Origin of the sequence: Streptomyces sp. NBC_00576, from assembly GCF_036345175.1 — a bacterium.
GTDB lineage: Bacteria > Actinomycetota > Actinomycetes > Streptomycetales > Streptomycetaceae > Streptomyces.
Window position 1 is genome coordinate 4,768,297 of the sequence record NZ_CP107780.1, and the last position, 19,147, is coordinate 4,787,443.

The 19,147-nt window shown below is 70.7% G+C and carries 17 protein-coding genes; 6 read left to right on the plus strand and 11 right to left on the minus strand.

Features of this window, described 5'->3' with window-relative positions; genetic code table 11:
- Positions 1-12: 12 nt before the first annotated feature.
- Positions 13-633, plus strand: a complete 621-nt coding sequence (locus OG734_RS20275; RefSeq protein ID WP_330288939.1) for a flavin reductase family protein — start codon at positions 13-15, stop codon at positions 631-633.
- 105 nt (positions 634-738) lie between these two features.
- Here the strand turns inward: OG734_RS20275 and OG734_RS20280 are convergent, their stop codons facing one another.
- Positions 739-891 carry a hypothetical protein gene (locus OG734_RS20280; RefSeq protein WP_330288940.1) on the minus strand — a complete coding sequence of 51 codons (153 nt, stop codon included), beginning with the start codon at positions 889-891 and terminating at the stop codon, positions 739-741.
- A 159-nt stretch (positions 892-1,050) separates the two neighbouring features.
- Positions 1,051-2,376 (minus strand): MFS transporter, encoded by a 1,326-nt coding sequence (locus OG734_RS20285; RefSeq protein ID WP_330288941.1) that lies wholly within the window; start codon positions 2,374-2,376, stop codon positions 1,051-1,053.
- Between the two features lie 71 nt (positions 2,377-2,447).
- Between OG734_RS20285 and OG734_RS20290 the strand changes: the two genes are divergently transcribed.
- Positions 2,448-3,557: a GlxA family transcriptional regulator gene (locus OG734_RS20290; RefSeq protein ID WP_330288942.1), complete on the plus strand. Its 1,110-nt coding sequence runs from the start codon at positions 2,448-2,450 to the stop codon at positions 3,555-3,557.
- 1,370 nt (positions 3,558-4,927) lie between these two features.
- Here the strand turns inward: OG734_RS20290 and OG734_RS20300 are convergent.
- The 3 genes from OG734_RS20300 to OG734_RS20310 form a co-directional block, all read right to left on the minus strand.
- Positions 4,928-5,977: a Zn-dependent alcohol dehydrogenase gene (locus OG734_RS20300; RefSeq protein WP_330288943.1), complete on the minus strand. Its 1,050-nt coding sequence runs from the start codon at positions 5,975-5,977 to the stop codon at positions 4,928-4,930.
- A 21-nt stretch (positions 5,978-5,998) separates the two neighbouring features.
- Positions 5,999-7,144, minus strand: coding sequence for an acyl-CoA dehydrogenase family protein (locus tag OG734_RS20305; RefSeq protein WP_330288944.1), 1,146 nt, complete (start codon positions 7,142-7,144; stop codon positions 5,999-6,001).
- Between the two features lie 142 nt (positions 7,145-7,286).
- Positions 7,287-8,198 carry an SDR family NAD(P)-dependent oxidoreductase gene (locus OG734_RS20310; RefSeq protein WP_330288945.1) on the minus strand — a complete coding sequence of 304 codons (912 nt, stop codon included), beginning with the start codon at positions 8,196-8,198 and terminating at the stop codon, positions 7,287-7,289.
- A gap of 106 nt (positions 8,199-8,304) precedes the next feature.
- Between OG734_RS20310 and OG734_RS20315 the strand changes: the two genes are divergently transcribed.
- Positions 8,305-9,240, plus strand: a complete 936-nt coding sequence (locus OG734_RS20315; RefSeq protein ID WP_330288946.1) for a cyclase family protein — start codon at positions 8,305-8,307, stop codon at positions 9,238-9,240.
- 394 nt (positions 9,241-9,634) lie between these two features.
- Here OG734_RS20315 and OG734_RS20320 read toward each other — a convergent pair whose 3' ends face one another.
- The 4 genes from OG734_RS20320 to OG734_RS20335 form a co-directional block, all read right to left on the minus strand.
- Positions 9,635-10,252, minus strand: a complete 618-nt coding sequence (locus OG734_RS20320; protein ID WP_443064881.1) for an ATP-binding protein — start codon at positions 10,250-10,252, stop codon at positions 9,635-9,637.
- A gap of 513 nt (positions 10,253-10,765) precedes the next feature.
- Positions 10,766-11,674 carry an acyl-CoA dehydrogenase family protein gene (locus OG734_RS20325; RefSeq protein ID WP_330288948.1) on the minus strand — a complete coding sequence of 303 codons (909 nt, stop codon included), beginning with the start codon at positions 11,672-11,674 and terminating at the stop codon, positions 10,766-10,768.
- A 9-nt stretch (positions 11,675-11,683) separates the two neighbouring features.
- Complete coding sequence (locus tag OG734_RS20330; protein ID WP_330288949.1) at positions 11,684-12,817, minus strand: acyl-CoA dehydrogenase family protein; 1,134 nt, start codon at positions 12,815-12,817, stop codon at positions 11,684-11,686.
- On the minus strand, positions 12,817-14,010 hold the full coding sequence (locus OG734_RS20335; RefSeq protein ID WP_330288950.1) for an amidohydrolase family protein: 1,194 nt from the start codon (positions 14,008-14,010) through the stop codon (positions 12,817-12,819). The genes OG734_RS20330 and OG734_RS20335 overlap by 1 nt, the downstream gene beginning before the upstream one ends.
- A 192-nt stretch (positions 14,011-14,202) precedes the next feature.
- On the opposite strand from OG734_RS20335, the gene OG734_RS20340 reads away from it, so the two are divergent.
- Positions 14,203-15,747, plus strand: coding sequence for a class I adenylate-forming enzyme family protein (locus OG734_RS20340; RefSeq protein ID WP_330288951.1), 1,545 nt, complete (start codon positions 14,203-14,205; stop codon positions 15,745-15,747).
- On the opposite strand, the gene OG734_RS20345 is transcribed toward OG734_RS20340, so the two are convergent.
- Both OG734_RS20345 and OG734_RS20350 read right to left on the minus strand, forming a co-directional pair.
- Positions 15,744-16,262: an EF-hand domain-containing protein gene (locus OG734_RS20345; RefSeq protein ID WP_330288952.1), complete on the minus strand. Its 519-nt coding sequence runs from the start codon at positions 16,260-16,262 to the stop codon at positions 15,744-15,746. The genes OG734_RS20340 and OG734_RS20345 overlap by 4 nt on opposite strands.
- Positions 16,263-16,407: 145 nt before the next feature.
- Positions 16,408-16,809 carry an STAS domain-containing protein gene (locus tag OG734_RS20350; protein WP_330288953.1) on the minus strand — a complete coding sequence of 134 codons (402 nt, stop codon included), beginning with the start codon at positions 16,807-16,809 and terminating at the stop codon, positions 16,408-16,410.
- 364 nt (positions 16,810-17,173) lie between these two features.
- Between OG734_RS20350 and OG734_RS20355 the strand changes: the two genes are divergently transcribed.
- Both OG734_RS20355 and OG734_RS20360 read left to right on the plus strand, forming a co-directional pair.
- A complete protein-coding gene (locus tag OG734_RS20355; protein WP_330288954.1) occupies positions 17,174-17,800 on the plus strand; it encodes a sigma-70 family RNA polymerase sigma factor in 627 nt (208 codons plus the stop codon).
- Between the two features lie 62 nt (positions 17,801-17,862).
- Complete coding sequence (locus OG734_RS20360) at positions 17,863-19,143, plus strand: zf-HC2 domain-containing protein (protein WP_330293724.1); 1,281 nt, start codon at positions 17,863-17,865, stop codon at positions 19,141-19,143.
- Positions 19,144-19,147: the final 4 nt, after the last annotated feature.

The following is a 19,147-nucleotide window of genomic DNA, read 5'->3' on the forward strand; positions in this document are numbered from 1 at the left end:
TCCAATGGACGTATGTTGGGACAAGCGGGAATGGCGGCAGCTGCCGTCCGGTATCTCAGGTCGGCCGGGGCACCAACAGCGGCACCCGCCGTCGCGGGCCCCGTCGAAGCGCTGCCCCGGCCGGACTTACGGGCGGTCAGCGAGGACGAGCGGGCACCGGTCGCCCCGGCCGAATTCCGGCGCGTACTGGGGAACTTCGCGACCGGCGTCACCGTCGTCACCGCCCCGGCGGCCGAAGGCGAGACCACCCCCGCCGGCTTCGCCTGCCAGTCCTTCTCCGCCCTCTCCCTCGAACCGCCCCTCGTCGTCTTCATGGTCGGCCGTACGTCGAGGACGTGGCCGCTCATCGCCCGCGCGGGCGTCTTCTGCGTCAACGTCCTGGGCGCCGAGCAGGGCGAGTTGTGCCGCGGGTTCGCGAAGAGCGGCGCGGACAAGTTCGCGGGGGTCAGCTACGACGCGGCCCCGGTCTCCGGTTCCCCACGCCTCGCGGGCGCCTCCGCCTGGATCGACTGCACGATCCAGGCGGTGCACACGGGCGGCGACCACCTGATCGTCGTGGGGCGGGTGGACGCGCTGGGGACAGCTTCCGAAGACGGGCCGCCGCTGCTGTTCCATCGGGGCCGGTTCCTCTGACCCGGACCCATCCCGGTCACCGGTCTGCTCCCGGATGACATGAGCACCCGCAGCGCGGCGCCAGCGGGATGCCCCTCCTCTGCGGCAACGGTGACGGGACCCCGGTCAGACCGGGACCACGACCACCGCGCCCTCCAGTCCCTTGAAGTCATCCGCGTTTCGCGTGTAAAGCGGCAGGCCTCGCACCGATGCGATCGCAGCGGTCATCAGGTCCATGCGACGCGGACGGGGATCCCTGTCGGCCGCGATGGTCAGCACGCCCAGGGTGCCGTACCTGGCAGCGGCATCCCCGTCGAACGGCAGAGGCTCGAAGTCCGCGACCGCGGCTCCCAGCTTCTCAGCGCAGCCTCGCGTGTCTCACTGCGCTACGCACCTTCACGCCGCAGCAGGCGCCCTGCCGAACCACACCGGAACCCCTCAGGCCGGCGCTCCCACCACCCGAGCCGGCCCGCGCCGCCGTATCACCAACGCCATCAGCGCCGCCGCCGCGCACAGCGCGCCCGACGCGTACCAGACCACGTCGTACGAACCGAAGACGTCCCGGGCCATGCCGCCGAGGAATGCGACGAGGGCCGCGCCGACCTGGTGGGAGGCGAGGACCCAGCCGAAGACGATCGCGCTGTCGTCGCCGTAGTGCTCGCGGCACAGGGCGATGGTGGGTGGGACCGTGGCGACCCAGTCGAGGCCGTAGAAGACGATGAAGAAGAGCATCGGCGGGTGGACGCTCGGGGCCAGCAGCACAGGCAGGAACAGGAGCGAGACGCCGCGCAGCGCGTAGTACACCGCCAGGAGGCGGCGCGGGTCGTAGCGGTCGGTGAACCAGCCGGAGGCGATCGTGCCGACCACGTCGAAGACGCCGATGACCGCGAGCAGCGAGGCGGCGGCCGTGATGGGCATGCCGTGGTCGTGGGCGGCGGGCACGAAGTGGGTCTGGATCAGGCCGTTGGTGGAGGCCCCGCAGATCGCGAAGGTGCCCGCGAGGAGCCAGAACGGGCCGGTGCGCACCGCCGAGAGGAGGACGCTCACCGCCCGCCTCGCCGCGCCCTGCACGGGGGCCGGCTTCGGTACGAACTCGGTGGCCCCGTACGGCTTCAGGCCCACGTCCGCCGGGTGGTCGCGCAGCAGCAGCCACACGAAGGGGATGACCGTCAGAGCCGCGAGGGACACCGTCACCGCCGCCGGGCGCCAGTCGTACGTCTCGATGATCCACGACAGCAGCGGCAGGAAGATCAGCTGGCCGGAGGCGGAGGCGGCGGTCAGGATGCCCGTCACCAGGCCCCGCCGCTCGGTGAACCAGCGGTTGGTGACCGTCGCCGCGAAGGCGAGCGCCATCGAACCGGTGCCCAGGCCGACCAACAGGCCCCAGCACAGCATCAGTTGCCAGGCGGCCGTCATCCACACGGTCAGGCCGGAGCCCAGCGCGATGACCGCGAGGGCGATCGCGACGACCCGCCGGATCCCGAAGCGGTCCATCAGCGCGGCGGCGAAGGGGGCCGTCAGTCCGTACAGCGCGAGGTTGATGGAGACGGCGGCGCCGATCGTGCCGCGCGACCAGTCGAAGTCCTCGTGGAGCGGGTCGATGAGCAGTCCGGGCAGGGAGCGGAAGGCGGCGGCGCCGATGATCGTCACGAAGGTGACGGCGGCGACGAACCAGGCCCTGTGGATGCGGAAGCGCGGGGCCCGGCCGGGCTTGTGGAGATCGCCGGCGGCGGCATCGGCTGTCTGTCTCGAAGTCGTCGTCACGTCGTCAAGCGTCCGACCTGCGAACTCCTCGCACGAGTGGCCCGAAGGACAGTATTCGTTAGGATCGGGCCATGCCCGTCATCTCCGCCGCGTCTACCGCCTCCACCGCCTCTGCCCACCCGCAGGCCGACCCGGACTTCCGCCCCCACCGCGTCGTCGTCCTGGTCCTCGACGGCGTACTCCCGTTCGAGCTGGGCATCCCGCACCGCATCTTCGGCCGCCCCAAGGACGCCCGTCGCCGGCACCTGTACGAGGTCGTGACCTGCTCGATCCGCCCGCCGGGCCCGGTCGAGACCGACGCCGACTTCGCCATCCAGGTCGCCCACGGCCCGGAGGCCCTGGCCACCGCCGACACGGTGATCGTCCCGGCGTCGTACGAGCTCGGGCCGGTGTTCAAGGAGGGCGTGCTGACGGACGAGTTGGCCGCCGCCCTCGCCCACATCCGGCCCGGCACCCGGCTCGCCTCCATCTGCACCGGCGTGTACGTGCTCGCCGCCGCCGGCCATCTGGACGGCCGTCCGGCGACCACGCACTGGGCCGACGCGGAGCACTTCCAGCGGATCTTCCCGAAGGTCAGGGTCGACGCGGACGTCCTGTTCATCGACGACGGTGACGTGCTGACCTCGGCGGGCGTCGCGGCCGGGATCGACCTGTGCCTGCACATGGTGCGCCGCGACCACGGCGCCGCCGTCGCCAACGAGGTGGCCCGGCGTACGGTCGTACCGCCGCACCGCGACGGCGGGCAGGCGCAGTACATCCAACGCCCGGTGCCGGAACCCCAGTTGGCGACGACGACGACCGCCCGCGCCTGGGCGCTCGGCCGCCTCCACGAACCGCTCCAGCTGCGCGACATGGCGGAGCAGGAGTCCATGTCGGTACGTACGTTCACGCGCCGGTTCCGTGAGGAGGTCGGTGTCAGTCCCGGCCAGTGGCTCGTCCAGCAGCGCGTGGAACGGGTCCGGCACCTCCTGGAGTCCACCGACCTGTCCGTCGACCAGGTGGCCCGCGACGCGGGCTTCGGCACGGCCCAGTCGATGCGGCAGCACCTACAGACGACCCTCGGTGTCACCCCCACCGCGTATCGCCGCACCTTCCGGGCCGGGGGCGTCGGGAACGGCGGGTCCGGCGGGTCCAGGGACGGCGATCCCGGGGTCTACGGCGGAGTCGGCGCCCCGCGCTGAACGCCCTGCGCGGCGGGCCTCGCCCCACCAGCCGACCGCCGCCAGCACCAGGGTCAGGATCACGCCGGCCAGGATGGCGTTGGACGGTGCCGTCACGTGCAGCAGGGCGCCGGCGAGCGAGCCGGTGGCGGCGTAACCCGCACCGGCAGCCGCGTACATGACCGAGTAGCCCGCGGCCAGCAGGCGCGGCGGCAGGGCCTCGCGCAGCGCCAGGTTGCGGTTGAGGAGCCCGCCCGACTGGAGCATGCCGCCCACGGTCAGCGCGGCCGCGATCCCGGCCGTGCTGGGTATCAGCGCGACCAGCGTCATACAGGCCGACATTCCGCAGACCAACACGACACCGCGGGTCCGCGGCAGCCCTGGCCAGCCGCGCAGGCCGTAGAGGAACGCGCCGAGCCCGCCGCCCACCGCCAGACCCGTCAGCAGCGGGCCGGACCAGCCGACCCGGATGCCGCGCTGTTCGAGGAGGGCGGGCAGGACCAGTTCGGCCAGACCGAGCAGTGCCAGGCCCGCCGCGCCCGTCACGAACACCGGCCAGGCACCGGCCAGCAGCCGGATCGGCGACCCGCCCGCCCGCTCCCCGCCGTCCGTGCCACCCGCTGTGCCATCCGCGGAGTCCGTCTTCCAGCCGGCCGGCAGCAGCCGCAGGCCCACGACCGCCGAGGCCATCAGGGCGGCCGCGAGCAGCAGCGGGACGCGCGGCGCGACGCCGAGGGCCAGCCCGGTGACGGCGGCGGGAGAGACGGCCCAGATGCCCGACACGAGTATCGACTCGGTGGACATCGCCTGCGACACGGCACGTTCCGGGACCAGGTGGGTGAGCAGCGCGCGCAGGCTGCCGGCCGACGCGGCCGGGGCGGCGCCGGCCAGGAACGCGAACGCGGCGAGGACCACGGAATGCGCCTCGGGAAGCGCCCCGAGGCCCACAAAGCCGGCGCATCCGGCCGCGAGGCCCGCGGCCAGCTGGGGTCGGGCGTGTTCGGGACGCAGCCGCATGCCGAGGACCGGGGCGCCGATGATCTCGCCGATCACATAGGCGGCGGCGAGGACCGCGCCCAGCGCATAACCTCCGGGGCGTTCGCGCACCAGGAAGACCAGGGCCAGCGGAGCCATGGCCACCGGCATCCGGGCGCCGACGGAGGTACAGGCCCAGATGACGACCTGTTTGGAGGCGACGTCGCGGTAGGTCATGCGTCGACGCTAGGGCCCGGCACCGACAACGCCCCAGTGGATTTCCGGCGCCCTGTGGAAAAGTCCGCGGACCAGCCCTCCTGCGGACCGGCCCTGTGGAAAACCCGGCCGCCCACCGCACGGCAACGACGACTCGGCATGTCGGCACCCGTCCTCCCCGCCAGAACGTCAGCACCCACTCAAAACGTCAGCACCCCTCGCGCCACCCGCCCCGCCTCCGCGTCCCCCACCGCCTTCTCGAAGTCCTCGACCGGGTACGTCTCCGTCACCAACTCGTCGAGCAGCAGCCGCCCTTCGCGGTACAGCTCGGCGTACAGCGCGATGTCCCGCTGCGGCCGCGAGGACCCGTAGCGGCAGCCCAGGATCGACTTGTCCAGGTACATCGACGAGACGAGGAAGGACGCCTCGGCGGTAGCGGGCGGCACCCCGAGCAGGATCGCCTGGCCGTGCCGGTCGAGCAGGTCGATGGCCTGCCGTACGAGTTCGACGCGCCCTACGCACTCGAAGACATGGTCCGCGCCCGTCGGCAGCAGGTCCCGCACGCCCTCCGTCGAGGTCAGGAAGTGGGTCGCGCCGAACCGCCGCGCCACCGCCTCCTTCGCCGGGTTCGCGTCCACAGCGACGATCCGCAGGGCGCCCGCGATCCGCGCGCCCTGGAGGACGTTCAGCCCGACCCCGCCCGTGCCGATCACCACGACGGTGTCCCCGCGGTCGACCCGGGCCCGGTTGAGCACGGCGCCGACTCCGGTGAGCACCCCGCAGCCGATGAGCGCGGCGGAGGGCATGGGGATGTCCTTGGGTATCCGCACCGCCTGGACGGCCTTCACGACCGTGCGTTCCGCGAAGGCCGAGTTGGACGCGAACTGGAACACCGGCCGCCCGCCCCGAGTGAACGGCCGCCCAGGCCGCCCGATCGCCTGCCGGCACATGGTCGGGCGCCCCCGGTCGCACTCCGCGCACGCCCCGCAGTTCGCGAGCGTCGAAAGGGCCACGTGATCCCCGGGTCCCACATGCGTGACACCCGCCCCGACGGCCTCCACCACCCCGGCGCCCTCGTGCCCGAGCACCACGGGAACAGGAAAGGGGATGGTCCCGTCCACGACAGACAGATCGCTGTGGCACAGCCCCGCCGCCGAGATCGCGACGAGCACCTCCCCGGGTCCCGGATCCCTTACGTCGAGATCGTCAACGACCTCGATCCGCGTTCCGTCGAACACCACACCTCGCATCACGCAGCCCCTTGTCAGCCGTCAGCCCTTGGGTTCTCTCGGCAGTCCGAGCACGCGCTCGGCGATGATCGTGCGCTGGATCTGGTCGGAGCCGCCGTAGATCGTGTCGGCCCGGGAGAACATGAACAGGTGCTGTGCGGAGTCGAGTTCGTACGGTGCCGCCTGCGACCACTCCACCGGCCCGACGGCAGCCCCCGCGCCCCGCACCAGCATCGCCAGCTCCCCGAGCCGCTGATGCCACCCGCCCCACAGCAGTTTGGCTACGCTCGGCGCTGCGGCGTCCCCCGAACTCCCCAGCGTGCGCAGGGCGTTCCAGCGCATCACCCGCAACTCGGCCCACTGCCGAACGAGTCGCTCCCGTACGACGGGATCCGCCACCGCGCCACTCTCGACGGCGGCCTGCACAACCCGCCCCAACTCCCCGACGAATCCGATCTGTTGGGCAAGTGTCGAAACCCCTCGTTCGAACCCGAGGAGACTCATGGCGACGCCCCAGCCGCCGCCCTCGCCTCCGACGAGGTGCTCCACGCGCGCGCGTGCCCCGTCGAAGAAGACCTCGTTGAAGTCGCTGGTCCCGGTCATCTGCCGGATGGGCCGGACCTCGATCCGCCCTGGCTGGTCCATGGGGACGAGCAGAAAACTGAGCCCACGATGCCGGACCGACCCCGCTTCCGTCCGGGCGAGCACGAAGCACCAGTCCGCTTCATGGGCGAGGGACGTCCAGATCTTCTGACCGGTGATCCGGTACGTCCCGTCAGCGGCCAGTTCCGCTTTCGTACTCACCCCGGCGAGATCCGAACCCGCGCCGGGCTCGCTGTAGCCCTGACACCAGAGCTCCTCCCCCGCGGCGATCGGCGGCAGGAACCGCGCCCGCTGTTCGTCGGTACCGTGCGCGAGAAGCGTCGGGGCAAGCAGATTCTCCCCGATGTGCCCGGACCGCGTCGGCGCCCCGGAACGGGCGTACTCCTCGGCCCAGACGACTTGTTGGGTGAGAGTGGCGCTGCGGTTGCCGTACCCGGTCTCACCCCAGGAGAGCCCGATCCACCCGGCCTTCCCAAGAATCCGCTCCCAGGAACGCCGATCAAGAGCCCCATCAACATGCGCACCGAGCCAAGCCCGAGCTTCCGCCCGGAACTCCTCATCCCCGACGCCAAATCCAAATTCCACAGGGCTCTCCTCTCAACATGGGACGCGCAGACCGACCTAGGGGCGCGGGGCTGCATCTGATTTGCGGCTCCGCCGCGTGGGCGCGAACAGCCACAACGCACCCGCACCCGCACCCGCCAAAACCACAAGCACCCCCGAGTTACTAGGCGTTCGGTCGGCCCCCCTCCTGCGCAGCCCTCTCCATCTCCTCCAACCGCACAAGCATCGGCATCGGATCCACCCCCACCGACCCCGGCAAAAACTCCGCGATCCGTTCAGCCGTCCACCCGCCGGAGGCATACGCCGCCCGCAACTCCCTCGGCTGCGCCCACACCGCGATCTTCGGCCCGGCAACCGTGTACACCTGCCCGGTGATCTGCTGCTCCTTCGCCCGGTCGGACAGCAGATACACGACCAGGGCCGCCACATCCTCCGGCTCCCCGATCTCCGCCAACTCCATGGGTACGTTCGCCGACATCCGCGTACGAGCGACCGGCGCCACCGCGTTGGCGGTCACCCCGTACTTGTGGAGCCCGAGCGCGGCGCTCCGTACGAGCGAGATGATCCCGCCCTTCGCCGCGCTGTAGTTGGCCTGCGACACCGACCCCTGGTGATTCCCGCTGGTGAAACCGATCAGCGTCCCGGCCCGCTGCTGCCGCATGACCGCCGAAGCCGCCCGGAACACCGTGAACGTGCCTTTCAGATGAGTGGCGACGACGGGATCCCACTCCTCCTCGGACATGTTGAACAGCATCCGCTCACGCAGGATCCCGGCGACGCACACGACACCGTCCAGGCGCCCGTACGACGCCAACGCCACGTCCACGACCCGCTGACCGCCGGCCATCGTGGAAACGTCGTCGGCCACCGCGACCGCGTCGCCGCCGGCCGCTTCGATCTCCTTGACGATGCCCTCGGCGATCTCGCTCGTCGGCGAGGCGCCGTCGATCGAGACCCCGTAGTCGTTGACGACGACCCGTGCGCCCTCGGCCGCCGCGCCCAGTGCCACCGCCCGCCCGATCCCCCGCCCCGCGCCCGTCACGGCGATCACCTTGCCTGCCAAGAAGTTCCCCATGTCCGGCCCCTTCCCGCGGTTTCTGACGGTCCGTTAGATTTTATGTCCCGGCGGATATCCGGAGGCAAGCCCCGGGAGCGACCGGACTCCAGGAAGGACCGGACTCATGTCATTGCCGTCCGAGTTCCACGCCATCGCCAAACGCGTGAACAACTGGGGGCGTTGGGGGGCGGACGACGAGATCGGCACCCTCAACCTCATCACCGACGCCGTCGTGCGCGAGGCCGCCGCGACCGTCCGCACCGGCCGCCGCATCCCCCTCGCGCTCCCGCTCCAGCAGGACGGCGTCCAGACGGGTGCGATTCCGGGCCGGCTGAACCCCGTACACGCCATGACCCAGATCAACCAGGAGCTGTTCGGTCCGCCGGGCTCCGGAACCGTGGCGACCAGCGACGACATCGTGACCCTGGGGCTCCAGTGCGCGACCCACTGGGACGCCCTCGCCCACGCCTCCCATTCAGGGAAGCTCTACAACGGCCGCCCGGCGGACACGATCACGGCCCATTCCGGCGCCGAGTTCGCCGGCGCCGACAAGGCACGGCACGTCGTCTCGCGGGGGGTGCTGCTGGATGTGGCCCGCGCCCTGGGTGTCGACCGGCTCGACGGGGGACACGCGGTCACCCCGGAGGACCTGGAGGCGGCGGAGAAGCTCGCCGGAACACGCGTACGAGCGGGCGACATCGTGCTCGTACGGACCGGGCAGATCCAGGTGTACCTGGCCGGCGACAAGCACGGGTACATGTACCCCTCGCCCGGGCTGTCGATCCGTACGCCGGAGTGGTTCCACGCACGGGATGTCGCGGCGGTCGCGAACGACACGCTGACTTTTGAGATTTTTCCGCCGGAGTCGGAGGATCTCTGGATGCCCGTACACGCGCTCGACCTGGTGGAGATGGGGATGCCACAGGGTCAGAACTGGAATCTCGAAAAGTTGTCCACAGCCTGTGGACAAGAAAGCCGGTACGAGTTCCTACTGTCGGCGACCCCGGAACCGTTCACGGGCGCCACGGGCAGTCCCGTGGCGCCCGTGGCCATCCTCTGACCTCTGTCGGCCGGTCGGCGGCGCGCCATTGCCCACCCCAAGTACGGCATCGCGCGCCGCCACCCGCCTTCGGCGTTCCCACCCCCGCCTCCCGTGGCCCTGAGGAGGCTGACGCCGAATCACGATCCGCACTCGTCGAGGGCCCCCGTCACCGAACCCTCGCCGTCCCCTCCGGCGAATCGCGCTGAACACAAGCGTGTTCATGCGGTCACGTCACGTCAACACCCGTTCGGAGATTTATCGCTTACGCCCGTTTTGCGACAACCGCGCACAGGGGCACACCCCGGCGCACCGCACCACAACCGGCCCGGAAACACCGGCGTTTCTGCCACCGTGCCCCGCCACGCGCCGCGCCGGGCAGCACAAAACAGCACTACACCGCCAGGACGTCCCGTCAGACGGCTTCGTACGCCGCCATGCCCCCGTACACGGAAGCCGTGGCCGTAGCAGTAGCCGTAGCAGTGGAGTTGGCAGTGGCCGTACCAGTGGAGCCGGCACTGGATTTGGCAGTGGCAGCACCACCACACCCGTCCCCGTAGGGCACCGGGGCCGGGCAGCGGTCCAGTTCGCACCAGATGCGCTTGCCGATGCCTTCGGGGCTCCAGCCCCAGCGGTCGGCGAGCCCGTCGACCAGCTCCAGCCCGCGCCCGTTGGTCTCGTCACCCTCGGCATGCCGGGGTGCGGGCGGGCGGGCGCTCAGGTCGGCGACCTCCAGCCGGACGATCCCGCCGGCCACACCCTGGGCGCAGGACTGCACACCAGGCTGCCCACCGGGCTGTGCACCAGGCTGTGCACCGAACACACCGTGGAACGACAGCCGCAAAACCGCCGGACGCCCGGTGTGCACCACCGCGTTGGTGACCAGTTCGGAGACAAGGAGGATCAGCGTCTCGGCCAGCGGGTCGTCGTCCGCCACCCCGGACCCGGCAATCCGCGACCGCGCCCATCTCCGGGCCCGCCCCACCTCCGTGGGGTCGGGCCGGATCTCCAGCTGCACTTGAAGCACCTGCACCGCTCACACCATCCGAACCGGCGGACACATCGCCTCGCGCCGCACGAGGGCCACGATCGTAGCCATTTTCCGCATGCCCAGAACAACGGTTGGGCCAACGGCCAGATCGGGGATCACGGAACGTGAATCCCTTACGAGAAAGCATGGTTGACGTACAGTCACGCCAACAAGCGCTTCGGGCATATTCCAACGCGAAGGAGTACGCCTGAGGCATACTGTGCGACGCTCGCCACGGGTAGTCGAACAGGCGGGCGCAGAGCGCCGACCCGCCCCGCGAGCGGCGCGCACCGCCGGATCCGGGGCCGCCTCATGGGCAACACCGGGATGGCTCGACCTCTGAACCACTCGCATCCCACAGAAGGTACCGGAGTGGGCACACGACTCCGGGCTGTTACGAGTCACGCGTAGGACACAACCCGATATCGACGCTGAGTGATCTCACAACACCTCGATCACATTTCTATCGCGCCACGATCGGCGACATTATCCGGCCACCCACCGCTCCGCCCCTTGTCACGGCGCTTCTGCCAGTAACTCAGCGGCGAGCAGCTCCTCACACTCCGTAATCGAACCGGGTCGCCGGGCTCGTACCCAGGCCCGCTTCAGATACAGATGAACGTCCGCCTCCCAGGTGAATCCCATCCCGCCGTGCACCTGAAGGCAGTCGCGGGCGCCGCGCACGGCTGCCTCGTCGGCGAGCAGCCGGGCCGCCGCGATGTCCGCCGGATCGACGGTGACGGCGGCCGCGTACACCGCCGCCCGCGCCACCTCGACGCGCACCAGGATCCCGGCACACAGATGCTGCACCGCCTGGAAGGCCCCGATCGGCCGCCCGAACTGCTCACGGGTCCGCGCGTGTTGCACGGCCAGCTCACACACCCGGGCGGCGGTGCCGAGCTGTTCGGCGGCGGTGAGGAGAGAGGTCAGGAGTACGTCCGTACGGTCGCCGGAGTCCGGCTCGGCCACCCGGTGGAGGGGCGTGAGCGGATCCACGGACCGCATCGGCGCCGCCCCCGCGGCATCCCCGCGTACGACGTCGGCGGCACCCAGCCATTCCACCACCCCACCACCATCCACGACGGTCACCACCGCCTCCCCCGTCGCCGCCCCCGGCACCACCCCGGCCGCGAGATGCGTGGCGATCAACGGCCCCGGGAGCAGGACCCGCCCCGCCTCCTCGAACGCCAACACCGCCTCGGGCAGCCCGAGTCCGACCCCGCCCGCCTCCTCCGGCAGCCGCAGCGAGAAGAACCCGGCGGACCCCAGCTCCCGCCACAGCCCCCGGTCCAGCTCGGGCTCCACCTCCGCGCCCCCGGCGCCCTCCATGGCCGCCCGCAGCCGCTCGCGCCCGAACCGCGCCGCCAGCAGCCCCCGTACGCCATCCCGCAACGCCCATTGGTCTTCGGTGAGTTGGAAGCGCATGTGCGAATGTCACCGCCCTTTCGGCAGCCCGAGAACGCGTTCGGCCACGATGCTGTGCTGGATCTGGGAGGTGCCGGCGGCGATGGTGTACGACAGTGAGGACAACCGGTCGAGCACCCAGGGCTGTTCGAGATCCAGCGCCGCGCCGCCCTCCCCCAGGACCTCGGCAGCCGCCTCGTACAACTCCTGCCGGGCGTGCGAGTACCGCAGCTTGAAGACCGACCCGCCGACCCCGGGCACCCCTTCGCTCGCCTCGCTCACGTTCCACTGCGTCAGCCGCCACAGCGCCCTGAACTCGGCGTTGAGCCGCCCGAGCCGTCGCCGCAGCACGGGGTCGTCCCAGCGCCCGTTCTCCCGTGCTGCCACAGCGAGTTCGGCGAGCACCCGGCGACATGCGACCACCTCCCCGACGAACGCCGTACCGCGCTCGAAGGACAACGTCACCATGGTCACGCGCCAGCCGTCGTTCTCCTCGCCGACCCGGTTTGCGACGGGCACCCGGACCTCGTCGAGGAAGACCTCCGCGAACTCGTTCGAGCCGGCGAGCGTACGCAACGGTCGTACGGTGATACCCGGCGCGTCCATGGGCATGGCCAGCCAGGTGATCCCGCGATGCTTGGGCGCGTGCGGGTCGGTGCGCACCAACAGCTCGCACCAGTCGGCGACTTCGGCGTGCGAGGTCCAGATCTTGGCGCCGCTCACCACGTAGTCGTCGCCGTCGCGCCACGCGCGCGTGCGCAGCGCCGCGAGATCCGAACCGGCGTCCGGCTCACTGAACCCCTGACACCAGACCTCCTCGCCGCGCAGCATGGGCGGCAGCCAGTGCGCCCGCTGTTCGTCGGTCCCCTCGGCGGCGACGGTCGGCCCGGCGTGCAGCAGTCCGACGAAGTTCGCGCCCACATAGGGCGCGCCGGCCTTCTCCGTCTCCTCCAGGTAGATCATCCGTACGGCGGGGTCGGCGCCCCAGTGGACATCGCCGTACCCGGCGTCGTACAGCGTCCGCTGCCAGCCGAGGTCGTACGCGCGCCGTCCGGGCCAGTCGTCGGGCGAGGGCTTGGCCGGCAGCGAGGGGAGCGCCTTGCCCAGCCACTCCCTCAACCGCGCCCGGAATTCGGCCTCTTGGGGAGTGTCGGAGAGGTCCACTACTTGTCCAGGTCGAGGCCGAGCATGCGGATGGCGTTGCCGCGCATCAGCTTGTAGACGGTCTCGTCGTCGAGGCCCTTCACATGGTCGAGGGCGACCTCCTTGGTGTGCGGGAAGGTCGAGTCGACGTGCGGGTAGTCGGTCTCGAAGGTGGCGTTGTCCCGGCCGACGACGTCGATCGAGGCGACTCCGTGCTTGTCGCGGAAGAAGCAGCAGAAGATCTGCCGGTAGTAGTACGTCGACGGGGGTTCCGGGATCAGGTCCCGCACCCCACCCCATGCCCGGTGTTCCTCCCACACGTCGTCGGCGCGCTCCAGGGCGTACGGGATCCAGCCCATCTGCCCTTCGCTGTACGCGAGTTTGAGCGCCGGGAACTTCACCAGCACTCCGCTGAACAGGAAGTCCATCATCGACGCCATCGCGTTGTTGAAGCTCAGCGAGGCCTGTACGGCGGGTGGCGCGTCCGGGGAGGCGGCGGGCATCTGGCTGCTGCTGCCGATGTGCATGTTGACGACCGTCCCGGTCTCCTCGCACACCGCGAAGAACGGGTCCCAGTAGCCGGAGTGGATCGACGGCAGCCCGAGATGCGTCGGGATCTCCGAGAACGTCACGGCCCGCACCCCGCGTTCGGCGTTGCGCCGGATCTCCGCGACCGCCAACTCGACGTCCCACAGCGGGATCAGGCACAGCGGGATCAGCCGGCCGCCGCTGTCGCCGCACCACTCCTCCACCATCCAGTCGTTGTAGGCGCGCACGCACGCCAGCGCGACCTCCTTGTCCGCGGCCTCGGCGAAGGTCTGCCCGCAGAACCGCGGGAAGGTCGGGAAGCAGAGGGAGCCCTCGACGTGGTTGAGGTCCATGTCGGCGAGCCGGGCCTTCGGGTCCCAGCAGCCGCGCCGCATCTGCTCGCGCGTGATGCCGTCGAGGGTCATCTCGTCCCGGGAGAACCCGACGGCCGCGATGATCCGCTTGTACGGGAACTGCAGGTCCTCGTACTGCCACCAGTCGGTGACCGGGCCGTCGGGGTCGGTCGTGATCCGGTATTTGCCGCCCACGTAGGCGAGTTCGCCGATGCCGGCGGTGAAGGGCTTCGGCCCCTTGTCCCGGTACTTGGCCGGCAGCCAGGTCTCGAAGAGGTGCGCGGGTTCGATCACGTGGTCGTCGACGCTGATGATGCGGGGCAGTTCGGTCATGGGTCCCCTCCGCCTGGCCAGCTGGTGATGATTATCTGACGGACCGTCAGTTCCACACCCTTAGAAGGTTAGTCCCGCACCTATGGACCGACAAGGCGTGAAGCCCTACGCTCGCCGCACAATCTGATGGTTCGTCAGCTACCTGTTCAGCTACCTGTTCAGCTACCTGTTTCTCCAGCCACAGGGGGCAACGTGAACGTCGTCGACACCGCACACGCCCTGGGTTCGGCCCGTACCCTCTGGGAACTGGTGGCCCGCCGCGCCGAACTCACCCCCGACCGGCCCGTCTTCCTCCAGGACGACCGCTCGCTCACCTTCGGCGAACTCCGTACCCGTTCCGAACGGGTGGCCGCGGGACTGTACGGCATGGGCGTACGCCCCGGCACGGTCGTCGCCTGGCAGCTGCCCACCCGTATCGAGACCGCGCTGCTCTCCTTCGCCCTGGCCCGCCTCGGCGCCGTGCAGTCGCCGGTCATCCCCTTCTACCGGGACCGCGAAGTCGGCTTCGCGCTACGGGAGTCGAAGGCGGAGTTCTTCGCGGTGCCGGGGGTGTGGCGCGGCTTCGGCCACACGGAGATGGCGCGGCGGCTCGGGGCCAAGGGGATATTCCAGGCGTACGACAACGACGAACTCCCGGACGGCGACCCGTCGTTGCTGCCGCCCCCGCCCGCCGACGGCACCTCCGTCCGCTGGATCTACTGGACCTCGGGCACGACCTCCGACCCCAAGGGCGTTCTCCACACGGACCGTTCGCTCATAGCGGGCGGCTCATGTCTCGCCCACGCGCTGCGGCTCACCGAGTCCGACGTGGGCTCGATGGCCTTCCCGTACGCCCATATCGCCGGCCCCGACTACACGGTGATGCTCCTGCTGTACGGCTTCCCGGCGGTGATGTTCGAGCAGTTCGCACTGCCGGACGCGCTGGAGGGGTACCGCAAGCACGGGGTGACCGTGGCCGGCGGGTCCACAGCCTTCTACTCCATGTTCCTCGCCGAGCAGCGCAAGCAGCCGGGCGTTCCGGTGATCCCCACCCTGCGGCTGCTCGCGGGCGGCGGGGCGCCGAAGCCGCCGGAGGTCTACCACTCCGTCGTACGCGAGATGGGGGTGCAGCTCACCCACGGGTACGGGATGACCGAGGTGCCGATGATCACCATGGGGGCGCCGGACGACACGGTCGAGAACCTGGCGACGACGGAGGGCCGTCCGCCGGAGGGGATGGAGATCCGGGTGGTGGAGGGCGAGGTGCGGCTGCGGGGGGAGGCCGTGTGCCAGGGATATCTGGACCCCGCGCAGACCGCCGAGGCCTTCGACGCGGACGGCTTTCTGCGCACCGGTGACCTGGGATTCCTCACCGGGAGCGGGCACTTGGTGCTCACCGGGCGGCTCAAGGACGTCATCATCCGCAAGGGCGAGAACATCTCGGCGAAGGAGATCGAGGACCTGCTGCACACGCATCCGGGGGTGGGCGATGTGGCGGTGGTGGGGCTGCCGGACGCGGAGCGGGGGGAGTTGGTGTGCGCGGTGGTGGAACAGCCGGAAGGCGCGGGCGAGTTGACCCTCGCCTCATTGACCTCGTACCTGCGCTCGGAAGGGCTGTCCGTGCACAAGCTGCCGGAGCGGCTGGAGCTGGTGGACGCCCTTCCGCGGGGCGAGACCCTGCGGAAGGTGCTCAAGTACAAGCTGCGCGAGCGCTACGCGGAGCCGGAGTCCTCGTCAGAGCCGGAGCCGGCGCCCTAGTCCGAGTCGGAGACGTCGAAGTAGCGGGCGAACGCGTCGACGATCTCCGTCTCGCCGACCCGGCCGTCGGCGTCGGTGTCGAGCGTGGCGGCGGCCGCGGCGGCGATGTCCTCGGGCACGCCGAGTGCCTTGAGGACGCGCTCGGTGTCCGCGAGGGTCGCCGCGCCGTCGCCGTCCAGGTCCGCGACGGCCAGGGCCGCGTGCAGGAAGGGGCGGGCGATCTCCGCGAACCGGCCGGGGTTGTCGTGCAGCCGCTTCACTGCGCCGTTCACGAACTCGTCGCGGGTGATCCGCTGGTCACCGTCCCGGTCCGCTATCCCCGCCATGCCCTGCCAGAAGGCCTCTGCGCCGCCGTAAAGGGCCTGGCCCTTGTCGGACCGGGCGGGGGTGCCGAACTCGGCGAGCAGCGCCTTGGCCGCCACGCTGAAGTCCGCCCGGTCGATGTAGCCGTTGCCGTCCTGGTCGAACGTGGTGAACCGGGAGGCGATCTTCTGGCCGTACTCGGAGCTGACCATGTCTGTCGGGCCTGCCTTACGTCTGCTTACGCCTGCTTGCGTCTGCGTCGAGGTCTTCTGGCACGGAGCGTACGACGTGCAGGTGACAACGGGGGCAAGAAAACGACGCCTGTGCCAAGACTGGGGGAATTCCGCGACAACGGCGTCACGCGGGCGTGACGGCCTGGAGCGGGGCCGCCGTCTCGTCGGCGGCGGTGGTGAGGTCCCCGTAGACGTCGAAGAGGCGACGGACTCCCAGGGCGCCGAGGACCCGGTTGACGTGGTGGGCGTGAGCGCCGTCCGCGGCGCCCTGCGCGGGCAGGATCAGGCGCAGGCTGCCCTGACAGGAGCGCATCAGCCGGCGGGTGGCGATGAGGACGCCGACGCCGCTGGAGTCGCAGAAGACGACCTCGGAAAGGTCGAGGACGATACGGTGGCGGCCCGCGGCCACCGCACTGTGCACCCGCTGTCGCAACTCCGGCGAGGTGACCAGGTCCATCTCTCCGGACACCTGAATCACGATCCAGCCGCCGCGCTCGCCGTCGGTCACCTTGAACGCCACCATCACGCCTTTCGTCCGGCTCGTCCGGCAGAAACGGAAGCTCGAACTACGCTTCCTGTGACGCGGCTGCCCAACAGCCATGCCATCAAACACCGCACCTCGACTCGGCCCAGATCGCAAGAGACTTGCAGGCGCTTTGCAAGGGACTTGTTTCAGTCACCCACGATCCTGTTCGATCGAAAACGACGCAAACTACGTCACAATCGGTCGGTCTCCGTCGGTTCTCTACCATCCAAGGCGCCTCGGAGGGCGCACAATGCCGCAAAGCAGAGTGGGCTGTCAGGGGGGCCGACTACATTCGAGGAGAGGGTGGGCAACCGCCGGACCTGGACTTGGGCCTGGACAGTAGTACGGAGGGTGAGGGGGCAGCATGGCGAAGCAGGACACACCGCCCCGCTGGGACCGCAAGATGCAGCAGCGGCTCGCGCGCGGGGAGGCAGCCGCGCTCGGCGAGCTCTACGACCGCTTCGCCTCCCTCGTGCACGGCCTCGCCCACCGTGTCCTCGGCGACGAACAGGCGGCCGACCGCGTCACCCGCGACGTCTTCGCACACGTCTGGCAGCACCCCGACACCTACGACCCCAAGCAGGGCCCCCTGCGCTCCTGGCTGGCCACCCTGACCCACCGCCTCGCGGTCCAGCGCCTGCGCCAGACGGAAACGGCGGCACTGGCCCAAGGCGACCCGGACGCCCCGGACGACACACACGCCGGCCCCCCGGCTTCCTCAACTGGCTTCCTGGAGGAACTGGAACGCAGGGTCCGCCGCGCCTCCGTCGCCGCCCGCGCCGACTACATCGTCACGTCGATGCCCGCCCCGCTGCGCGCCGCCCTGGAGCTGGCGTACTTCCAGCGCCGCGACTACCGCCAGACCGCCGCCGACCTGGGCGTCACGGAGGCCGAGGCCCGCCGCCGACTCCGCCTGGGCCTCCAACTCCTGTCCACGGCCCACGACACGGGCGCACCAGGGGCACCCCCCGAATACGGGGGTGCGGTGTGAGCGGCGCGGGTCAGGAGGACGAGGACCGGGAGAGGTACGAGGGACACGAGGGGTACGGCCCTATGGGTCCCCAAGGTCCCCAGGGCCCCGAGAACGGCGACGGCAAGAGCCCGGGCTCCGGCGAGGGCCTGCCCCGCATACCGATGCCACGTTCCTCGGTGGAGGACACGGGCCGCCCCCTGCCCGAAGCACCGGCCGCACCCGCCGTACCCCCCGTACCCCTGGTCCTGGAACACGACGTGCTGAGGTCGCTGCTCGGGGCGTGGGCGCTGGCCGCCTGTGCACCGGAGGAGACGCTGGCCGTCGAGGAGCACCTCGGGGAATGCGGGGCCTGCGCGGACGAGGCACGGCGACTGCGAGAGGCGGTCGAGCTGTTGCAACGCCCGGAGCCCCTCGACCTGGACCCGACCCTGCGCACCCGCGTCCTGGAGGGCTGCCTCGACCGGCGCCCGCCGCGCATCCCGGTTCCGGTGTGGGCGACCCCGTACGACGCGGAGACCGCCCGCCTCGACGCCCTGCTCCAGGACTTCGGCGACGCGGAGTGGCACGCGCCGGTTCGGCTGCGCTGGTTCAAGGACGACGAGCAGACGACGCGCCGCACGACGGTCGCCGGTGTCATCGCGCACCTGCTGAGCGTGGACGGCCTGGTCGCGGTCGCACTGGGCCTCGACGACCCGCTCACCGGCGAGCAGAAGACCCCGGTGGCACCGACTCCGGCGGCCCGTACGGAGGCGTACTGGCGTGCCTCGTACTTCCCACCGACCCGCTCCGTACGGGTGCCTTGGCGGGAGCAGAGCCATGACATCGTGCGGCACGTGTCGTTCGCGGGCGGAGGCTCGGGCAAGCTGCCGATCTCGTACGGCGACTTCGAACTGCCGCTGCACGAGGCGATGTTGGACCGTGCCTTCGAATGCTGGGTACACGCGGGCGACATCGCGGACGCGGTCGACTACCCCTACCAACCCCCGGCCCCGCGCCACCTCTTCGGCATGATCGACCTGGCGGCCCGCATGCTCCCGGATGCCCTGGCCGCCCGCCGCCAGGCAGGCCTCGCCTCCCCGAGCCGGACGACCCGCCACCTGGTCCCGGCCGGCGAACCCGGCCGCAGTCTCCGCCTGGAGATCGAGGGCTTGGGCGGCGGCGAATGGCTCATCCCCCTGGACTCCCCGGCCGCCCTCCCCTCAGCGGCCCACGAGGTCGCCCATGTCGCCCTGGACGGCGTGGAGTTCTGCCAACTGGCGGCGGGCCATGTGCCCCCGGAGGAAGCGGCTGCCGGGCAGGACGGCGACAGGGAGGCGATCAGGGATGTGCTGTTCGCGGCGGCTTCACTGAGCCGGATGTAGGGAC